The following is a 17,068-nucleotide window of genomic DNA, read 5'->3' as shown; positions in this document are numbered from 1 at the left end:
ACACGTCCGGCGCGGGCTCCGGTAACCCCCACGACGGTGCCAGACTGGTACGCATGCCTGAGCTGCGGTCGAGGACCTCCACCCACGGTCGGACGATGGCCGGCGCCCGAGCCCTCTGGCGGGCCACCGGGATGACCGACGACGACTTCGGCAAGCCGATCGTCGCCATCGCCAACAGCTTCACCCAGTTCGTTCCGGGGCATGTCCACCTCAAGGACCTCGGTGGCCTGGTGGCCGAGGCGGTAGCCGAGTCCGGCGGGGTGGGCCGGGAGTTCAACACCATCGCCGTGGACGACGGCATCGCGATGGGCCACGGCGGCATGCTCTACTCGCTGCCCAGCCGGGAGCTGATCGCTGACGCCGTCGAGTACATGGTCAATGCCCACTGCGCCGACGCTCTGGTCTGCATCTCCAACTGCGACAAGATCACTCCTGGGATGCTGCTGGCCGCGCTGCGGCTGAACATCCCGACCGTCTTCGTCTCCGGCGGCCCGATGGAGGCCGGCAAGACCGTCGCGATCGAGGGCGTCGTGCACTCCAAAATCGACCTGATCGACGCGATGATCGCCGCGTCCAACGAGGCGGTCACCGACGACCAGCTCGACCAGATCGAACGCTCGGCCTGCCCCACCTGTGGCTCCTGCTCCGGGATGTTCACCGCCAACTCGATGAACTGCCTCACCGAGGCGATCGGCCTGGCCCTGCCCGGCAACGGGTCAACACTGGCGACCCACGCCGCCCGCCGGTCACTCTTCGTCGAGGCCGGCCGCACCGTCGTCCAGATCGCCAGGCGCTGGTACGACGGGGACGACGCCACGGTGCTGCCCCGCGCGGTCGCCAGCCGCGCCGCCTTCGACAACGCGGTCGCCCTCGACGTCGCGATGGGTGGTTCGACGAACACCATCCTGCACCTGCTCGCCGCCGCCCGCGAGGCCGAGCTGGATTTCGGGGTGCTGGACATCGACGCCATCTCCCGGCGGGTGCCCTGCCTGGCCAAGGTCGCACCGAACTCCCCCAACTACCACATGGAGGACGTCCACCGGGCGGGCGGAATCCCGGCCATCCTCGGCGAGCTGGACCGGGCCGGCCTGCTCAACCGGGAGGTCCACGCGGTGCACTCCCCCTCGCTGGAGCGCTGGCTCGCCGACTGGGACGTTCGCGGCGGCGCCGCGACACCGAAGGCGATCGAGCTGTTCCACGCCGCGCCGGGCGGGGTACGCACCACCGAGCCGTTCTCCACCACCAACCGCTGGTCCACGTTGGATACCGATGCGGTCGGTGGCTGCATACGGGACCGGGCGCACGCGTACACCGCGGACGGGGGACTGGCCATCCTGCACGGCAACCTGGCACCGGAGGGCTGCGTGGTGAAGACCGCCGGGGTGCCCGAGGAGTGCCTGACCTTCCGCGGCCCGGCCCGGGTCTACGAGTCCCAGGACGACGCGGTCACCGCCATCCTGGCCAAGGAGGTCACCGCGGGGGACGTGGTGGTGATCCGCTACGAAGGCCCCCGGGGCGGGCCCGGAATGCAGGAGATGCTCTACCCCACCTCGTTCCTCAAGGGCCGGGGGTTGGGGCGGGCCTGCGCACTGCTCACCGATGGCCGGTTCTCCGGCGGCACCTCCGGGTTGTCGGTTGGGCACGTCTCACCGGAGGCGGCGGCCGGTGGGCTGATCGCCCTGGTCGAATCAGGCGACGAGATCGTCGTCGACATCCCGAACCGGGCCATCGAGTTGGCCGTACCGGCCGAGGTGTTGGACGCCCGCCGGGTCGCGCAGGAGAAACGAGACCGGCCGTACACGCCAGCGGAGCGGCAGCGCCCCGTCTCGGCGGCGCTGCGCGCATACGCCGTCATGGCGACGTCCGCCAGCGACGGCGCCTACCGCCGCGTCCCCGAGTAGCCGGAGTTCGGGGCGCGACCTCGAGGGCCGCGCCCCGAGATAGCCCGGGAACGGAGCTAGACCCGAGATTCACCGGTGGCGGTGGAGGTCTTTTCTTGCCGCTCAGTCCCTGGATCGGTTGGATTGGCGAACCCCGTCACGGCAATTACAACAACAGCGACCAGTCTTACGACCTTTTGAATCGTCACGTCGTCCTCCTCGTCTGCCGGTCGGCAATGCCGCGGCGGAGAAGCCGGAACTCGCCTCCGCCGCACCGATGTTGACTCTACCGACCACTCCCCCACATTCACAGACATCTAGCTATAGGCCAGCCCCAGAATCACCTTAATAACTCTTAAATTCGAACACTCGGCAGTTAATCGAGCACTTTACGTTACGCCAATCGAGACCGCCTTTCTGAAATGACTTCGCGCCGCACGCAGCCGCAGACCCAGCGTCACCCAACCAACGTCTCCGTCCGACGCCAACAGCCTGAGCCGCCTGGCGGCCCCTCCGGGCGCGCGGCGGGCGCCCACCGCGTCGGCCAGCCCTTGGACGAGGCGGGCGGGAGCGGCCGACCCGCAGGAGCAGTTGTCTGTTTTGGGCATGTTTTTCGGGTTCATGTTCATTTGGCTTGTTTGTCGGTTTAGCGTCCGGGGTGGCCGCTACCGCCCGCTCGGTAGCCGAGGAACCCACCCGGTCCGGCACCACCGGGCGGACGGCTCCTCGTCGTTCACGGGGGAAGGACACCGACACCGCGATGAACCAGCAGGAACACATCCAGACACCCGAACCGGAGGACCGCCCCGGCGGGCACCGGGCGAGGTCACGGCGGCGCTGGTGGGCCGCCGGGCTGGCCGGGGTGACCGGCCTGGCCCTCACCGCCGCCGGCATCACCGTCACCCCAATCGGGGATGCGGTCGGACGCGCCATCAGCAGTAGCGACGACCGACCCGGGGGAGATCGGGGCACCCCCTCCACCGGAGGTGACTACCACGACGAGCGAGCCAAGGGGGACGGGAGCGCCCACGACGGCAGGGGCAAGAAATCGAAGGGCATCCCGGTCCCCTGCGACACGGACAAGCTAATCGCCGCGATCACCCTCGCCAACGCCCGCGGCGGCGCCACCCTCGACCTCGCCAGCAAGTGCACCTACCTACTCACCGCAATCATCGACGACGCCGGCCTCCCCGCCATCACCACCCCCATCACCCTCAACGGCGGCAAACACACCGTCATCGAACGTGCCGCCGCCGTCGAACAGTTCAGAATCCTCACCGTCGATGTCGGTGGCGACCTCACCCTCAACCACCTCACCATCACCGGCGGATACGCCGACACCGACGGCGGCGGCATCCTCGTCAACACCGGTGGCGCACTCACCACCAACCACAGCACCATCACCCGCAACATCGCCAACGGAAACGGTGGCGGTATTTACAGCGCCGGCGTCACCACCGTGCGACACACCACCGTGAGTCGTAATACCGCCATCGCCACCGGGGGCGGTATCGCTAACTCCGGGGGGCGGGTGACTCTGGAGAAAGCAGCGGTGAAGGCAAATACCGCAGGCGCCGTGGGCGGTGTGTTGAGCATCGGTTCCTCCGCCGTCGTGACGATCCGGCACAGCCTTATCGCCGACAACAACTCCGGGGGAGCCGGCGGCCTGCTGATCCTCAACGACGGAATCGGCACAGTCGTCGACAGCACGATCACCGGTAACCGCTCGAGCAATTTTGCCGGGATCCAGGTTGACGGACAGCTCACCCTCAAGCGGGTGAAGATCACCAACAACACCGCCTCCACCGGGTTTGCCGGTGGCCTGTTCGTCGGCCCCGACTCCACCGCTGTGGTCGAGGAAGGCCTAATCCAGGACAACACCTCCCTCTCGAACTTCGGCGGCGGCGTGTACAACTTCAGCGTGCTGGTGATGCGCAACACGAAGGTCATCGGCAACCAGGCCGAGGAGGGCGGCGGCATCTACAACGCCGGGGGCATGGTGACGCTGTACAACACGCAGGTGGTGAAGAACATCGCCACGGTCGATGGCGGCGGCATCGTCAACGACGGTGGGACGGTTGACCTGAACACCGCCACCGGCACCATCGTGATCAAGAACCGGCCCAACAACTGCGTCGGCGACGTTCCCGACTGCCCAGCCTGAACCGGCACCCACGCGGGGCTCCGACCCGCCGCAAAAGCGGCGGGTCGGAGCCCCGCACTCCTGGCGGTGATCGACCGTGCCACGACCCGCGGCGCACGGGACCACCCCGTCCCGACACCGCTGGGGACCAGGTGGGATCATCACAGGGTGAGCCGCTCCGACACCCTCCGCTTCCGGCACAACCAAGCCCTGCTGGTGGCCGCGGTGGTCGCCTTCTTCGGCGCCCTGCCCCTGGCCGCCGCCCGGTGGTACCTGTTGCCGGTGCTCCTCGTACCGCTCCTGGTCGGCGGGTGGGCCTGGCGGGCCGGCACCGACGTCACCGCACAGGGGCTGTGCCTGCGGGCGCTCGCCGGCCAGCACCGAATCCGCTGGGACCAGATCGTCGAGCTGGGCGCGGACCCAGCGGGCCGGGCGGTCGCTCGGCTCATCGGCGGTCAGACCGTCCCGCTGCCCGCCGTCCGCCCGGACGACCTGCCCCGGCTCGTCGCGGTCACCGAGCGGCCCGAACCCGGTTCGGCCGACCAGTCGACTCAGTAACCCGCCACCACCACGTTGGTCGGCGGCTCGCCCGCGGCGCAGCGGCGAATCTGATCGCCCACCAGCCGGTACGCCCGCGGAAGCAGACCCTGTACCGAGCCCGCGACATGCGGGGTGAGTAGCACGTTCGGCATCGCCCACAGCGGGTTGTCGGCGGGCAGCGGCTCGGGGTCGGTTACGTCCAGTACGGCCGAGATCCGGCCGGTGCCGAGCTCGGCGACGAGCGCCTCGGTCTGCGCCACCGGCCCCCGCGCGGCGTTGACCAGCAGGGCGCCGTCGCACATCGCCGCGAGGAAGCCCTCGTCCACGAGGCCACGGGTCTGCTCGGTCAACGGCACCAGCAGCACCACCACATCCGCCTCCGGCAGCAGCCGGGGCAGTTCCGCGACGGCGTGTACGCCGGGCCGCGCGGTCCGGGCCACCCGGGTGAGGCGTACCTCGAACGGGGCGAGGCGTGCCTCGAGCGCCGTGCCGATCGAGCCGGCGCCGACGATCAGCACCCGCTTGCCGGCCAGTTCGTCGGTGGGCGCCACCTCGCGGTAGGCCCACTCCCGACGGTCCTGTGCCCGGACCAGGGTGGGAAAGGAGCGCAGGTGCGCCAGGATCGCGGCGACGACCCACTCCGAGGTGGCCTGGTCGTGCACTCCGCGCGCGTCACAGAGCGTCACGCCCGGCGGCATCCGGCCAGCCCACGCGTCCGCACCGGCGGTCAACAGCTGCACCACTTCCAGATCCGGGAGTTCCCGCAACAGGTCGGTGGTGTCCGCCTCGGCCAGGAACGGCGGAACCCAGAACCGGACGTCGGTCACCGGGGACGGGAGCCGGTCCGGCTCCGCCACCTCCACCGTGACACCCGCCGGCAGGTCACCGAGGAGGGACGTGCCGTCCTCATGGGGGATCCACACCTTCACACCCGCCGACGATAGAGCCTCGGGCCGGCCCGCCCGTTTCCGGGGCCCGCACCGGCCCACCGGCCGCTACCCTGGTCCCGGTGAGCGCCCGTCCCGCGCACCCGCGCACCCGCCGCTTTCGGGCTACCCTCGCGGCGTCGTGCGCGGCGCTGCTGATCACCACCGGTTGCAGCTTCGGCGAGCCCGGGCCCGACCCGGCCGGCGAACCCCCCACCTTCCCCACCCCGACCATCTCCGACCCGGGAAGCACCGGGCCGGAGGTGGTGGCCACCGTGTTAGCGAAGGGCCTACGAGTCCCGTGGGGCATCGCCTTCCTCCCGGACGGGGGCGCGCTGGTGACCGAGCGGGACTCCGGCCGGATCCTCCAGGTCGGGCCGGAGTCCGACCCCGACGGGCTGCGGGTGACCGTGGTCCAGACCCTCGCCGAGGTGACGGCAGGTGGCGAGGGCGGGCTGATGGGGATCGCCGTCTCCCCGGACTACCAGCGGGACCAGACGGTCTTCGTCTACTACACCGCCGAGCAGGACAACCGGGTCGCCCGGCTGGCCCTCGGCGAGCCGCCGCGTCCGATCCTGACCGGCATCCCGAAGGCGCGCACCCACAACGGCGGTGGCCTCGCCTTCGGCCCGGACGGGCAGCTCTACGCCAGCACCGGCGACGCCGGCGATCGGGAGCAGGCGCAGGATGGCGACCGGCTCGGCGGAAAGATCTTGCGAATCACCACCGACGGCGAGCCGGCACCGGACAACCCCTTCCCCGACTCGCCCGTCTGGTCGCTGGGACACCGGAACGTGCAGGGCTTCACCTGGGCCGCCGACGGTCGGATGTACGCCGTCGAGTTCGGCCAGAACACCTGGGACGAGATCAACGAGATCGAGCCGGGCGGCAACTACGGATGGCCGGAGGTCGAGGGCCGCTCCGACGACAGTCGGTACGTCAACCCGATCGTCTGGTGGCCGCCGGCGGAAGCCTCCTGCTCCGGGCTGGCCCGGACCGAGCAGCTCCTCGTTACGGCCTGCCTGCGCGGACAACGGCTCTGGCTGGTCGAGTTGACCGATACCGCAACGCTCGGCCAGCCGCGCGACCTGCTCACTAAGCAGTACGGCCGGTTGCGGGCAGTCGCCACGGCACCGGACGGCTCGCTCTGGGTGGGCACCTCGAACCACGACGGGCGCGGAGCTCCGGTGGCGGAGGACGACCGTCTCCTGCGACTGGTGTTCGCGGACGGCGAAGCCGGACGAAGCTGACCGCGAACCCAGGTAAACCTGACCGCGAGACCCGGACGAAGCTGACCACAAGACCAGGTAGACCTGACCGCGAGACCAGGTAAAGCTGACCGGGAAGCCGGTTGACGTCGACGGCGAGACCGGACAAAGCCGGCAGCGAAGCCGGATTAAGTCGACGACGGGCAACACCCGGCCCAGATTTTCCCGAGCCTTTCGACTCAGCGAGTCAGAATTTCAGCATGGACGGTCAGGAGAACGAGCAGCAGGACAGCCGAGGCGGCCAGCCGCCGGAGACTGGCTGGGGTCGGCGGCTCCAGCGACGGCACCGGCGAACCGGCGGCCGTTCGAACCGCTGGCGGGCGCTGCGAGCCGTCGGGGTGACCCTGGCCGTACTCGCCGTAACCCTGGCCGGGGTGTTGATCGGCACGCTGGCCGGCGGCCGGGTCAGCACCGAGGTCGGGCCGTTCCAGGCGAACCTGACGGTGACGCCGGCGCTGCACGGCGGCACCACCATCGACATCCCGCCGCTGGGCGCGCTGCTGCTGGACAGCCACGACGGGCCGACCGAACTGACCGTGCAGTTCGGCGCCCTCGATCAGGACCGCACCGAGGCGTTGCTGCACGACCCGGAGAGCCTCGACCGGGCGAGCCAGAGCGCCGTCGACGACATTCGGGAAGGCGTCCTGCGCCTCGGTGCCCGTACGGTCGCCGCCACGGTGCTGGTCACCCTGCTGCTGGCTCTGCTGGTGTTCCGCGACACCCGCCGTACGGCCTGGGCGGGGGTGCTCGCGCTCGCGATCACCGCGGGCAGCCTGGGCACCGCGGCGGCCACCCTGCGACCGCAGGCGATCGAAGAACCCCGCTACGAGGGGCTGCTGGTCAACGCGCCGGCGCTCGTCGGCGACGTCCAGCGGATCGCCAACGACTACACCCGCTACGCGGAGCAGCTCCAGCGCCTGGTCGGCAACGTCAGCCAGCTCTACTCCACCGTCTCGGAGCTGCCGGTCTTCGAGCCGCAGCCCGGCACCACCCGGGTGCTGCACATCTCCGACCTGCACCTGAACCCGGCCGCCTGGCAGGTCATCCAGACGGTGGTGGAGCAGTTCGGGATCGATGTCGTGGTCGACACCGGCGACATCACCGACTGGGGCAGCGAGCCGGAGGCGAACTACGTCGACTCGATCGGGCTCCTCCGCAAGCCCTACGTCTACATCCGCGGCAACCACGACTCGGGGGGCACGACCGCGGCCGTGGCCCAGCAGCGCAACGCCATCGTGTTGGACAACACGACCACCGTGGTCGCCGGGCTGACCATCGCCGGCATCGGGGACCCGCGCTTCACGCCGGACAAGAGCACCTCACCGGCGGGCAGCAACCTGACCGGGGAGACAGCCGACCAGCTCATCGACACCGGCGAACAGTTGGCGGCCACCGCCCGTAGCGCACCCCGGCCGGTGGACATGGCACTGGTGCACGACCCCGCCTCGGCGGGGCCCCTCTCCGGCGCCACCCCGCTGGTACTCGCCGGACACACCCACAACCGCGAGGTGTACCGGCTGCCCCAGCAGCCGGACCAAACCCCCACCCTGTTGATGGTGCAGGGCTCGACCGGTGGCGCCGGCCTGCGCGGCCTGGAGGGCGAGGAGCCCACCCCGCTGTCGATGACCGTCCTCTACTTCGACGAGGAGAAACTGCTCCAGGCGTACGACGACATCACGGTCGGCGGCACCGGCCAAGCCCAGGTGAACCTCGAACGGCACATCGTGCCGGACCCGAAGGCCGGGGCTCCCGCCCCGGTCACCCCCACCCCGACCCGCTGACCGGACCGCCGGACGAGCCGACGGTCACCGACCGGTCAGCGCAGGGCGAGCGCGGCGAGGGCGGCGTTCACGATGCTGCCCGGCAACAGGTCGTGGAGCTCGTACAGCTCGGCGACACTGCCGGACTGCCCGAACTCGTCCACGCCGAGAGGCACCGCCGGAGCGCCCACCGCCGAGCCGAGCCACGCCATCGCGTGTGACGCGGCGTCGTGCACGGTGACCACCGGCACCCGGTCGACGAAGGCCGACCGCAGCGCCCCCGGAACGCTCGGCACGGTGGCGGTGCGGACCCCCTGGCGCAGGGTGCGCTGCCAGGCCCGGTAGAGGCGGTCCAGGCTCGTCACGTCCACGACGTGCGCGGCGATCCCCTCCTCGGCCAGCTCGGCCGCGGCGGCGAGCACCTCGGGCAGGACGGCACCGGAGGCGGCGAGCTGCACGACCGGGGCGTCGGCGAGCTGCGGGTACGCCTGGTGGGCGTCGACCAGCCGGTAGGCGCCGGCGAGCACCTGCCGACGCAGTACCGCGTCGCCGAGCCGGCTCCGGGCCGCCGCGAACGGAGCCTGGTCAACCGGGCGGGTACTGAGTCGGAAGTAGTAGCCGCCGTCCTCCCCGGGCGCGGCGGTCGCGGCCGGCGCCGTACCCCCGGCGATCTGCCCCAACGCGTCACAGAGCAGCCAGTCCAGGGTGGTGGCGTAGGCGGGCTCGACGAAGGTGACCCCGGGCAGCTCCAAGCCGACGCTGGCGGTGAGCGTCGACTGGTGTGCGCCCCCCTCCGGCGCCAGGGTGACCCCCGAGGGGGTGCCCGCGACCACGAACCGGGCGCCGGAGTAGGTGCCGTGAAGGAAGGCGTCCAGGCCCCGCAGCACGAACGGGTCGTAGACGGTGCCGACCGGCAGCAGCGGCTGCCCGGAGTGATCCCAGGCCAGGCCGAGCTGGCCGAGCAGCAGGAACAGGTTCATCTCCGAGATGCCCAGCTCGATGTGCTGACCGGCCGGGCTCTCCGTCCACCGCAGCATCCGGTCCTCGGACCACTCGCGCTGCGAGGTGGGCGCGAACACCCCGGACCGGTTGATGAACCCGGCCAGGTTGGTCGAGGTGGCCACATCCGGTGCGGTGGTGACGAGGTAACGCCCGACCTGCGGGTCACGGGACAGGTCGACCAGGACCCGACCGAAGACCTCCTGGGTGGAGACCGGCTTGTTCGCGCGTACCCGGGTCGTCTCCGGGACGCTGACGCCCAGTGCCCGCGTGCGTGGTGCCCGGGACAGCGCCTCCCGGCGCTCCCCGGCCCGGACGCCGGCCGCCGACGCCGGGTCGAGCCGGTCCCACTCGGTGTCCCGGGTGTGGCCGTGCGCGGTCCGCAACGCGTCCACCTGCGCGGTGGTGAGCAGCGCCGAGTGGTTGCGGGGGTTACCGGCGATCGGCAGCCCCCAGCCCTTCACCGTGTACGCGAAGACCACGCTGGGCCGGTCGGTGACCGCGTCGCACTGGGCGTAGGCGTCCAGCATCGCCGCCAGGTCGTGCCCGCCGAGGTCGGTGACGAGCGGGCCCAGCTCGTCGTCGGGGATGTCGGCGATGAACTCCGCGACTCCCGCCGGCGCGCCGTCGAGGAACTGCTTGCGCAGCAGCGGCCCGGCGAGGCCGAAGAGCGACTGGTACTGCTCGTTCGGCATCCGGTCGATCCAGTCCCGCAGCGCCGCCCCGCCTGGACGGGCGTACGCGGCGGCGAGCCGGCGACCGTACTTGACCTCCACGACGTGCCAGCCGGCGGCCTCGAACTGGCCCCGCCACTGATCGATCCGGATGCCCGGTACGACCCGGTCCAGCGACTGGCGGTTGAAGTCGACCAGCCACATCACATTGCCCAGCCCGGCGGTGGCCGGGTCGGCGACCGCCTCCCAGATGTTGCCCTCGTCCAGTTCGGCGTCACCGATGAGGGCGACGAACCGGGACCGGGGACGGGCGCCGAAGTGCGCGTCCACGTAGCGGCGGGTGACCGCCGCGAAGAGCGGCGCCGCCGCGCCCAGACCCACCGAGCCGGTGGAGAAGTCGACCTCGTCCGGGTCCTTCGTCCGGGACGGGTACGACTGGAGGCCACCCCGGGCACGCAGCCGGGTCAGGTACGACCGGTCCAGGTTGCCGAGCAGGTACTGGATGGCGTGGAACACCGGGGAGGCGTGCGGCTTCACCGCGACCCGGTCCTCGGCGTCGAGGTGCGCGAACCACAGCGCCGTCATCGCGGTGACCAGCGAGGCGCTGGACGCCTGGTGCCCGCCGACCTTCACGCCGTCGCCGGTGTCCCGGTCGTGGTTGGCCGCGTCCACGATGCGGGTGGCGAGCCACAGCACCCGGCGTTGGATCTCGTCGAGGACAGCAAGGTCGTGCTGGTTCACGGGGGGACTCCATCCGGGCGCCGCCGTTGGCGCCCTCCGAGGGGTGGGCAGGAAGGGCCCGTCGAGGGGTGGCAGCGGAGGGCCCGCCGAGGGTGGCAGCGGAGGGCCCGCCGAGGGGTGGGCAGGAAGGGCCCGCCGGCAGCCAGCCGGCGGGCCCTTCTCGGATGTCAGCCCTGGACGCCGAGGCGCTCCAGGATCAGCTCACGCACGGTCTTGGCGTCAGCCTGGCCACGGGTGGTCTTCATGACCGCGCCGACCAGGGCACCGGCCGCGGCCACCTTGCCGCCGCGGACCTTGTCGGCGATGGCGGGGTTGGCGGCGATCGCCTCGTCCACCGCCGCGGTCAGCGCGCCGGTGTCGGAGACCACCTCCAGCTTGCGGTCGGCCATGATCTTGGCCGGCGAACCCTCGCCCGCGACCACGTGCTCCAGCACCGTACGGGCCAGCTTGTCGGTGAGCTTGCCGGCGTCAACCAGGCCCTGCAACTCGGCGACCTGCTGCGGGGTGGCACCGATGTCGGCCAGCTCCACCCCGGTCTCGTTGGCCCGGCGGGACAGCTCGCCCAGCCACCACTTGCGGGCGGCGGTCGGGGTGGTGCCCGCCGCGATGGTCGCCTCGATCAGCTCGACCGCGCCCGCGTTCAGGATCGACTGCATGTCCAGGTCGGACAGGCCCCACTCCTGCTGGAGGCGGCGCCGGTGCAACCGCGGCAGCTCCGGCAGCGCGGCCTTCAACTCGGCCACCCAGGTCGGGTCCGGGGCGACCGGCACCAGGTCCGGCTCCGGGAAGTACCGGTAGTCGGTCGCGGTCTCCTTGGACCGGCCGGAGGTGGTGTCCCCGGTGTCCTCGTGGAAGTGTCGGGTCTCCTGGGTGATCCGGCTGCCCGCGGTGAGCACCGACGCCTGCCGGATGATCTCGGAGCGCACCGCGCGCTCCACCGACCGCAGTGAGTTGACGTTCTTCGTCTCGGTCCGGGTGCCCCACTGCTCACCCGGGAGGTTGAGGGAGGTGTTGACGTCGCAGCGCAGCGACCCCTCCTCCATCCGGACGTCGGAGACGCCGAGCGAGCGGAGCACGTCGCGCAGCTCGGTGACGTACGCCCGGGCCACCTCCGGCGCCATCGCGCCAGCGCCGGGGATCGGCTTGGTGACGATCTCGACCAGCGGGATGCCGGCCCGGTTGTAGTCGACCAGCGACTCGGTCGCGCCGTGGATGCGGCCGGTGGCCCCGCCCACGTGCAGGGACTTGCCGGTGTCCTCCTCCATGTGCACCCGTTCGATGCTGATCCGCACCGGTTCGCCGTTCACCTCGACATCCAGGTAGCCGTCCACGCAGAGCGGCTCGTCGTACTGGCTGATCTGGTAGTTCTTCGGCATGTCCGGGTAGTAGTAGTTCTTCCGGGCAAACCGGCACCACTGCGCGATCGAGCAGTTCAGCGCGAGCCCGATCCGGATGGTCGCCTCCACGGCCGCCCGGTTGGCCACCGGAAGCGAGCCGGGCAGCCCCAGGCAGACCGGGCAGACCCGGGTGTTCGGCGCCCCACCGAAGTCGGTCGGGCAGCCACAGAACATCTTGGTGTTCGTACCCAGCTCGACGTGGGTCTCCAGGCCGATCACCGGTTCGTAGCGCGCGACGACCTCGTCGTACGCGGGCAGTGTCGTCGTCATCGGTGCTCCTGCCTCACAGTGCCGGTGGGGTGAACGGGCCGACAGCGCTCTCCAGCGCGGCCGCGACCCGGTACATCCGGTCGTCGGCCATCGTCGGTGCCATGACCTGCAGGCCGACCGGGAGCCCGTCGGCGAGGCCACAGGGCACCGAGATGCCCGGCCCGCCGTACAGGTTGCTCGGAATGGTGAACAGGTCGGCCAGGTACATCTGGTACGGGTCGGCGGTGCGCGCCCCGACCGGGAACGCGACGAACGGCGTCGTCGGCGAGATCAGGGCGTCGACCTGCTCGAAGGCGGTGGTGAAGTCCCGGCTGATCAGGGTGCGCACCTTCTGCGCCTGACCGTAGTACGCGTCGTAGTAGCCCGACGAGAGGGCGTACGTGCCGAGCATGACCCGCCGCTTGACCTCGGGGCCGAAACCGGCCTCCCGGGTCGCCGACATGACCTCCTCCAGCGACCGGACGCCGTCGTCACCGACCCGCAGGCCGAACCGGACCCCGTCGAAGCGGGCCAGGTTCGACGAGCACTCGCTCGGGGCGATCAGGTAGTAGGCCGGCAGCGCGTACTGGAAGTGCGGGCAGGAGACCTCGACGACCTCGGCGCCCAGCTTGGTGAGCGTCTCCACCGCCGCCCGGAAGGCCGCCAGCACACCCGGCTCGGCGCCCTCCCCGGCGAACTCCCGGACCACACCCAGCCGCACCCCGGTCAGGTCGCCGCTGGCACCGAGCCGGGCCGCAGCCGCCACGTCCGGCACCGGCGCGGGGATCGAGGTCGAGTCGAGCGGGTCGTGGCCACCGATCGCCTCGTGCAGCAGCGCGGCGTCGAGCACCGTACGGGCGCAGGGGCCGGGGGTGTCCAGCGAAGACGAGAAGGCCACCAGGCCGTACCGGGAGGTCCCCCCGTAGGTGGGCTTGACGCCGACGGTGCCGGTGACGGCCCCGGGCTGCCGGATCGAGCCGCCGGTGTCCGAACCGATCGACAGGGGCGTCTCGTACGCGGCCAGGGCGGCCGAGCTGCCGCCGCCGGAGCCGCCCGGGATCCGGCTCAGGTCCCACGGGTTGTGGGTCGGCCCGAAGGCCGAGTACTCGGTGGAGGAGCCCATTGCGAACTCGTCCATGTTGGTCTTGCCCAACATCACCGTGCCGGCCGCCCGCAGCCGCCGCACGATCGTGGAGTCGTAGGGCGGGCGCCAGTCGGCCAGGATCTTCGACCCGGCGGTGGTCGGTACGCCCTTCGTGGTGAGCACATCCTTGACCGCCACCGGCACACCGGCCAGCGGGCCGAGCGGCTCACCGGCGGCGCGGCGCGAATCCACGTCGCGGGCGGCGGCGAGGGCACCCTCCGTGTCGACGTGCAGAAAGGCGTGCACCCGGTCGTCAACGGCCGAGATCCGGTCCAGGTGCGCCTGGGTGACCTCGACCGCCGAGGACTCGCCGCGCGCCACCAGGCCGGCGAGTTCGGCGGCGGAGAAGCTGGTCAGGTCGGTCATGAAGCCACATCCTCGTCCAGAATCCGCGGTACGCGGAACCGCTGCTCGGCGGCGTCGGGCGCGCCCGACAGCGCCTCCTCGGGCGTCAGGCACGACGCCACCACGTCGTCGCGCAGCACGTTGGTCAGCGGCACGGAGTGCGACGTCGGCGGGATGTCCGCCGCGGTCACCTCGCCGACCTGGGCGACTGCTTGGAGGATCACGTCGAGTTGGCCGGCGAGGGTGGCCAGCTCCTCCTCGGTCACGGCGAGCCGCGACAGTCGCGCCAGGTGCGCGACCTCCTCGCGGGAGATGGCGGCCATCGGTGCCCCCTTCGTGGCTGTCCTGCTGATCTGTCCGCGCCGACCACGGGCGGTGCTGCACTACCCGCGGTGACCGCAGCGAGTCTATTGCTCCCGCCCGGCGCCGCTGCCTCGACTCCCCCCTCGGCGGCGAGGCCGGCAGGTGGGTTGAGGGTCAACGGGCCGGGTGCTGCCGGACGGCGGCCTCCGGGGCCGTCGCCGTCGGGCGGACCGGACGATGCCGGGTCAGCCAGGCGACAAGCTCCTCGGCCGGCATCGGCCGGGCATAGAACCAGCCCTGCGCGGCGTCGCAGCCGATCGCGTGCAGCATCCGCCAGGTCCGTTCGTCCTCCACCCCTTCGGCGACCGCCCGTAGCCCGAGCGCCCGGGCCAACTCGACCACCGAGGTGACGATCGCCGCGTCGTCGGCGTCCTCGGTCATCCCGAGCACGAAGGAGCGGTCCACCTTCACCTCGGTGAGCGGTAGCCGCCGCAGGTGTTGCAGGGAGGAGAAGCCGGTGCCGAAGTCGTCCAGGGCGATCCCCACGCCGAGCCGGTGCAGCCGGGTGATGGTGGCGAGCACCCGCCGCGGGTCGGCCATCAACGCCCCCTCGGTGATCTCCAGCTGGAGGCGCTGCGGCGGTACGTCGTGCCGGGTGAGTCGCTCCGCGATCCGGTCGGCGATCTCCCCGGTGTGTAGGTCCCGGACGCTGACGTTCAGGGCGGCCCGGAGGACCACACCCGCCGCCTGCCACCGTCCCAGCTGTGCCACCACGTCGTCGATGACCCGGAAGGTGAGCAGGCGCATCACCGCGCTCTGCTCGGCCACCCGGATCAGCTCCTCCGGGTCGACCATCCCGCGCCGGGGGTGCCGCCAGCGCAGCAGCGCCTCGACCCCGACCACCTCCCCGGTCGCGATGGCGACCTGCGGCTGGTAGTACATGGTGATCTCACCCGCGCCGGCCGGGTCAGCCAGACCACCGGCGCGCCCCACCGCTGCGGCGAGCTCCCGCCCCCCGGCTCCGTCGGTGGCGGCGGCGACCGGTGCAACGGTCTCGCCAGGGGCCGGCAGGCCGGCCGGGCCGACGATCGTACGGCGGCGAATCGGGTCGGCCGCGGTGACGATCCGCTGGATCAGCTCGTCGGAGTGGACCAGGTGTACGCGCTGCCGTCGGCCCCACCGCGACCACCGGCCCGGGCTCGTCCCGCTGGTGCCCGGCAGCACCGCGCCGGCGCCGAGCATCGGACGCGCCGAACCGTTGCGCCCCGGGTCCGCCCCACCGCCGTCCGCATCGGGGCGGAGCCCGGAGGCGAGGACCCGACGCAGGTCGGCCAGGAGACCCAGCCGCTCGGGCGAATTGTGGTCGGACTCGGCCACGTAGACGGCGACCGTGTCGTTGCGCTGCTTCGCGTCGTACATGGCCACATCGGCGTGGCGCATCAGGGTGGTGAAATCCATGCCGTGGTCGGGGAAGAGCGCAACCCCGATCGACCCGCCGACATCCAGCGGCAGCCCGTCCAGCGTGACCGGCTCGGCCAGCGCGGCCACCACCCGGCCCGCCCGGTCACGTGCCTCGGCGACGTCGGTCAGCCCGGTCAGCACGATGGCGAACTCGTCCCCGCCGAGCCGGGCCACCAGGTCCCCGTCGGCGACCTCGGTCAGCCGGGCGCTCACCTCGACCAGCAGCCGATCACCGACGGCGTGCCCGAGCGCGTCGTTGACGTGCTTGAACCGGTCCAGGTCAAGCAGCAGCAGCGCAATTCGGGCCGGCGCCGAGCCATCCGCGGCCAGCTCCGCGTGCCGGTGCAGCCGCGCGCCGACCTCGGCGACCAGCGCCTTCCGGTTGGGCAGGCCGGTGAGGGGGTCGAGGGAGGCGAGCTGCTGCTGCTCGGCGCTGAGCCGGGCCATCTGGTAGACCGCGAACAGCGGCGCCAGCACCAGCGGGACCAGCGCCGCGCTCGCCTGGGCCGCGGTGACCAGGACCGGCGCGAGCAGCAGCAGCGAAGCGGTGGAGAGCAGCTCGAAACCCATCCCCGGCCGCCAAGGTGCCCCGAAGCGCAGCCACACCGCCGCGCTGACCAGCCCGTAGTTGACGGTGAACCAGGCGAGCATCGCGCCACCGACCGCGATCACGTCGGTCCCGCTCAGCTGCCCGCCGCCGAGCAGGTCGCCCGGGCCGAGGCCGATCAGGACATGGGCGGCGGCGAGGGCACCGGCGTACTGACCGGCGTTGAAGGCGATACGCCAGCTGGCGTGCCCCATGCGGACTCCGGCCACCACGACCGCCACCGCCTGCACGGCGACCGCCGGGCCGAGCCCCCAGCCGAGCAGGATGGCGAAGGTGAAGCAGATTGACGGAAACATGACCGAGGACCGCCGCCGCCCCGGCGGGACGAACGGCCACGCGTCTCCGGCGACCGCCAGCACCGCCATGGTCCAGAACGCGGCGGGCAGCCGGAACACCTGGTCGGGAAGGGCCAGCAACGGAGCCGCCGACGTCAGCGCGGCCACGGCGAGGACCACCGCCACGAAGGCGAAGAACGGCGCGCTCCGTCCTGGTGGGACGAAGTTGCGCGGGTCGGCCGTCGCCATCAATCCTCCCGCGGGTCAGGTCGGCGCACCCAGGTGTACGCCGTGTCCCCCATGTAACGCCCCAGGAGCCGGAATTCCCCGTACGACAGTCACGAATCGGTCGTAGT

11 protein-coding genes are annotated in these 17,068 nt (G+C 71.6%); 5 read left to right on the top strand and 6 right to left on the bottom strand.

What is annotated here, in order from left to right:
* The first annotated feature begins 53 nt into the window (after nucleotides 1-53).
* The 3 genes from ilvD (at nucleotide 54) to SALPAC2_RS0122465 (ending at nucleotide 4,581) form a co-directional block, all read left to right on the top strand.
* On the top strand, nucleotides 54-1,901 hold the full coding sequence (ilvD, locus tag SALPAC2_RS0122475) for a dihydroxy-acid dehydratase (protein ID WP_026185030.1): 1,848 nt from the start codon (nucleotides 54-56) through the stop codon (nucleotides 1,899-1,901).
* A gap of 739 nt (nucleotides 1,902-2,640) precedes the next feature.
* Nucleotides 2,641-4,044, top strand: coding sequence for a right-handed parallel beta-helix repeat-containing protein (locus tag SALPAC2_RS27635; protein ID WP_018218874.1), 1,404 nt, complete (start codon nucleotides 2,641-2,643; stop codon nucleotides 4,042-4,044).
* A 147-nt stretch (nucleotides 4,045-4,191) separates the two neighbouring features.
* Nucleotides 4,192-4,581, top strand: a complete 390-nt coding sequence (locus SALPAC2_RS0122465) for a PH domain-containing protein (RefSeq protein ID WP_018218873.1) — start codon at nucleotides 4,192-4,194, stop codon at nucleotides 4,579-4,581.
* Here the strand turns inward: SALPAC2_RS0122465 and SALPAC2_RS0122460 are convergent.
* Complete coding sequence (locus tag SALPAC2_RS0122460; RefSeq protein WP_018218872.1) at nucleotides 4,575-5,492, bottom strand: 2-hydroxyacid dehydrogenase; 918 nt, start codon at nucleotides 5,490-5,492, stop codon at nucleotides 4,575-4,577. The two genes, SALPAC2_RS0122465 and SALPAC2_RS0122460, sit on opposite strands and share 7 nt — an antisense overlap.
* A gap of 80 nt (nucleotides 5,493-5,572) precedes the next feature.
* Between SALPAC2_RS0122460 and SALPAC2_RS0122455 the strand changes: the two genes are divergently transcribed.
* Both SALPAC2_RS0122455 and SALPAC2_RS0122450 read left to right on the top strand, forming a co-directional pair.
* The gene (locus tag SALPAC2_RS0122455) at nucleotides 5,573-6,739 is read left to right on the top strand and encodes a PQQ-dependent sugar dehydrogenase (RefSeq protein ID WP_018218871.1); all 1,167 of its coding nucleotides are present in this window, start codon (nucleotides 5,573-5,575) and stop codon (nucleotides 6,737-6,739) included.
* 218 nt (nucleotides 6,740-6,957) lie between these two features.
* Nucleotides 6,958-8,538, top strand: a complete 1,581-nt coding sequence (locus tag SALPAC2_RS0122450; RefSeq protein WP_018218870.1) for a metallophosphoesterase — start codon at nucleotides 6,958-6,960, stop codon at nucleotides 8,536-8,538.
* A gap of 35 nt (nucleotides 8,539-8,573) precedes the next feature.
* On the opposite strand, the gene SALPAC2_RS0122445 is transcribed toward SALPAC2_RS0122450, so the two are convergent.
* The 5 genes from SALPAC2_RS0122445 to SALPAC2_RS0122425 form a co-directional block, all read right to left on the bottom strand.
* Nucleotides 8,574-10,931 carry a transketolase-like TK C-terminal-containing protein gene (locus SALPAC2_RS0122445; protein ID WP_018218869.1) on the bottom strand — a complete coding sequence of 786 codons (2,358 nt, stop codon included), beginning with the start codon at nucleotides 10,929-10,931 and terminating at the stop codon, nucleotides 8,574-8,576.
* Nucleotides 10,932-11,098: 167 nt separating this feature from the next.
* Nucleotides 11,099-12,598, bottom strand: a complete 1,500-nt coding sequence (gatB, locus tag SALPAC2_RS0122440; protein ID WP_018218868.1) for an Asp-tRNA(Asn)/Glu-tRNA(Gln) amidotransferase subunit GatB — start codon at nucleotides 12,596-12,598, stop codon at nucleotides 11,099-11,101.
* Nucleotides 12,599-12,611: 13 nt separating this feature from the next.
* Nucleotides 12,612-14,087 (bottom strand): Asp-tRNA(Asn)/Glu-tRNA(Gln) amidotransferase subunit GatA, encoded by a 1,476-nt coding sequence (gatA, locus tag SALPAC2_RS0122435; protein ID WP_018218867.1) that lies wholly within the window; start codon nucleotides 14,085-14,087, stop codon nucleotides 12,612-12,614.
* Nucleotides 14,084-14,389: an Asp-tRNA(Asn)/Glu-tRNA(Gln) amidotransferase subunit GatC gene (gene gatC, locus SALPAC2_RS0122430; protein ID WP_018218866.1), complete on the bottom strand. Its 306-nt coding sequence runs from the start codon at nucleotides 14,387-14,389 to the stop codon at nucleotides 14,084-14,086. The genes gatA and gatC overlap by 4 nt, the downstream gene beginning before the upstream one ends.
* Before the next feature lie 154 nt (nucleotides 14,390-14,543).
* On the bottom strand, nucleotides 14,544-16,961 hold the full coding sequence (locus tag SALPAC2_RS0122425; protein ID WP_018218865.1) for a putative bifunctional diguanylate cyclase/phosphodiesterase: 2,418 nt from the start codon (nucleotides 16,959-16,961) through the stop codon (nucleotides 14,544-14,546).
* Nucleotides 16,962-17,068: the final 107 nt, after the last annotated feature.

The sequence above is a fragment of the Salinispora vitiensis genome (genome assembly GCF_000378825.1).
Taxonomy (GTDB): Bacteria; Actinomycetota; Actinomycetes; order Mycobacteriales; family Micromonosporaceae; genus Micromonospora; species Micromonospora vitiensis.
This window is presented reverse-complemented; position numbering and strand designations above follow the sequence as displayed.

Bases quoted from the DNA above. Each gene is read 5' to 3' on its own strand.
- ilvD (WP_026185030.1), top strand. From the start codon at position 54: ATGCCTGAGCTGCGGTCGAGGACCTCCACCCACGGTCGGACGATGGCC.
- SALPAC2_RS27635 (WP_018218874.1), top strand. From the start codon at position 2,641: ATGAACCAGCAGGAACACATCCAGACACCCGAACCGGAGGACCGCCCC.
- SALPAC2_RS0122450 (WP_018218870.1), top strand. From the start codon at position 6,958: ATGGACGGTCAGGAGAACGAGCAGCAGGACAGCCGAGGCGGCCAGCCG.
- gatB (WP_018218868.1), bottom strand. From the start codon at position 12,598: ATGACGACGACACTGCCCGCGTACGACGAGGTCGTCGCGCGCTACGAA.
- gatA (WP_018218867.1), bottom strand. From the start codon at position 14,087: ATGACCGACCTGACCAGCTTCTCCGCCGCCGAACTCGCCGGCCTGGTG.
- gatC (WP_018218866.1), bottom strand. From the start codon at position 14,389: ATGGCCGCCATCTCCCGCGAGGAGGTCGCGCACCTGGCGCGACTGTCG.
- SALPAC2_RS0122425 (WP_018218865.1), bottom strand. From the start codon at position 16,961: ATGGCGACGGCCGACCCGCGCAACTTCGTCCCACCAGGACGGAGCGCG.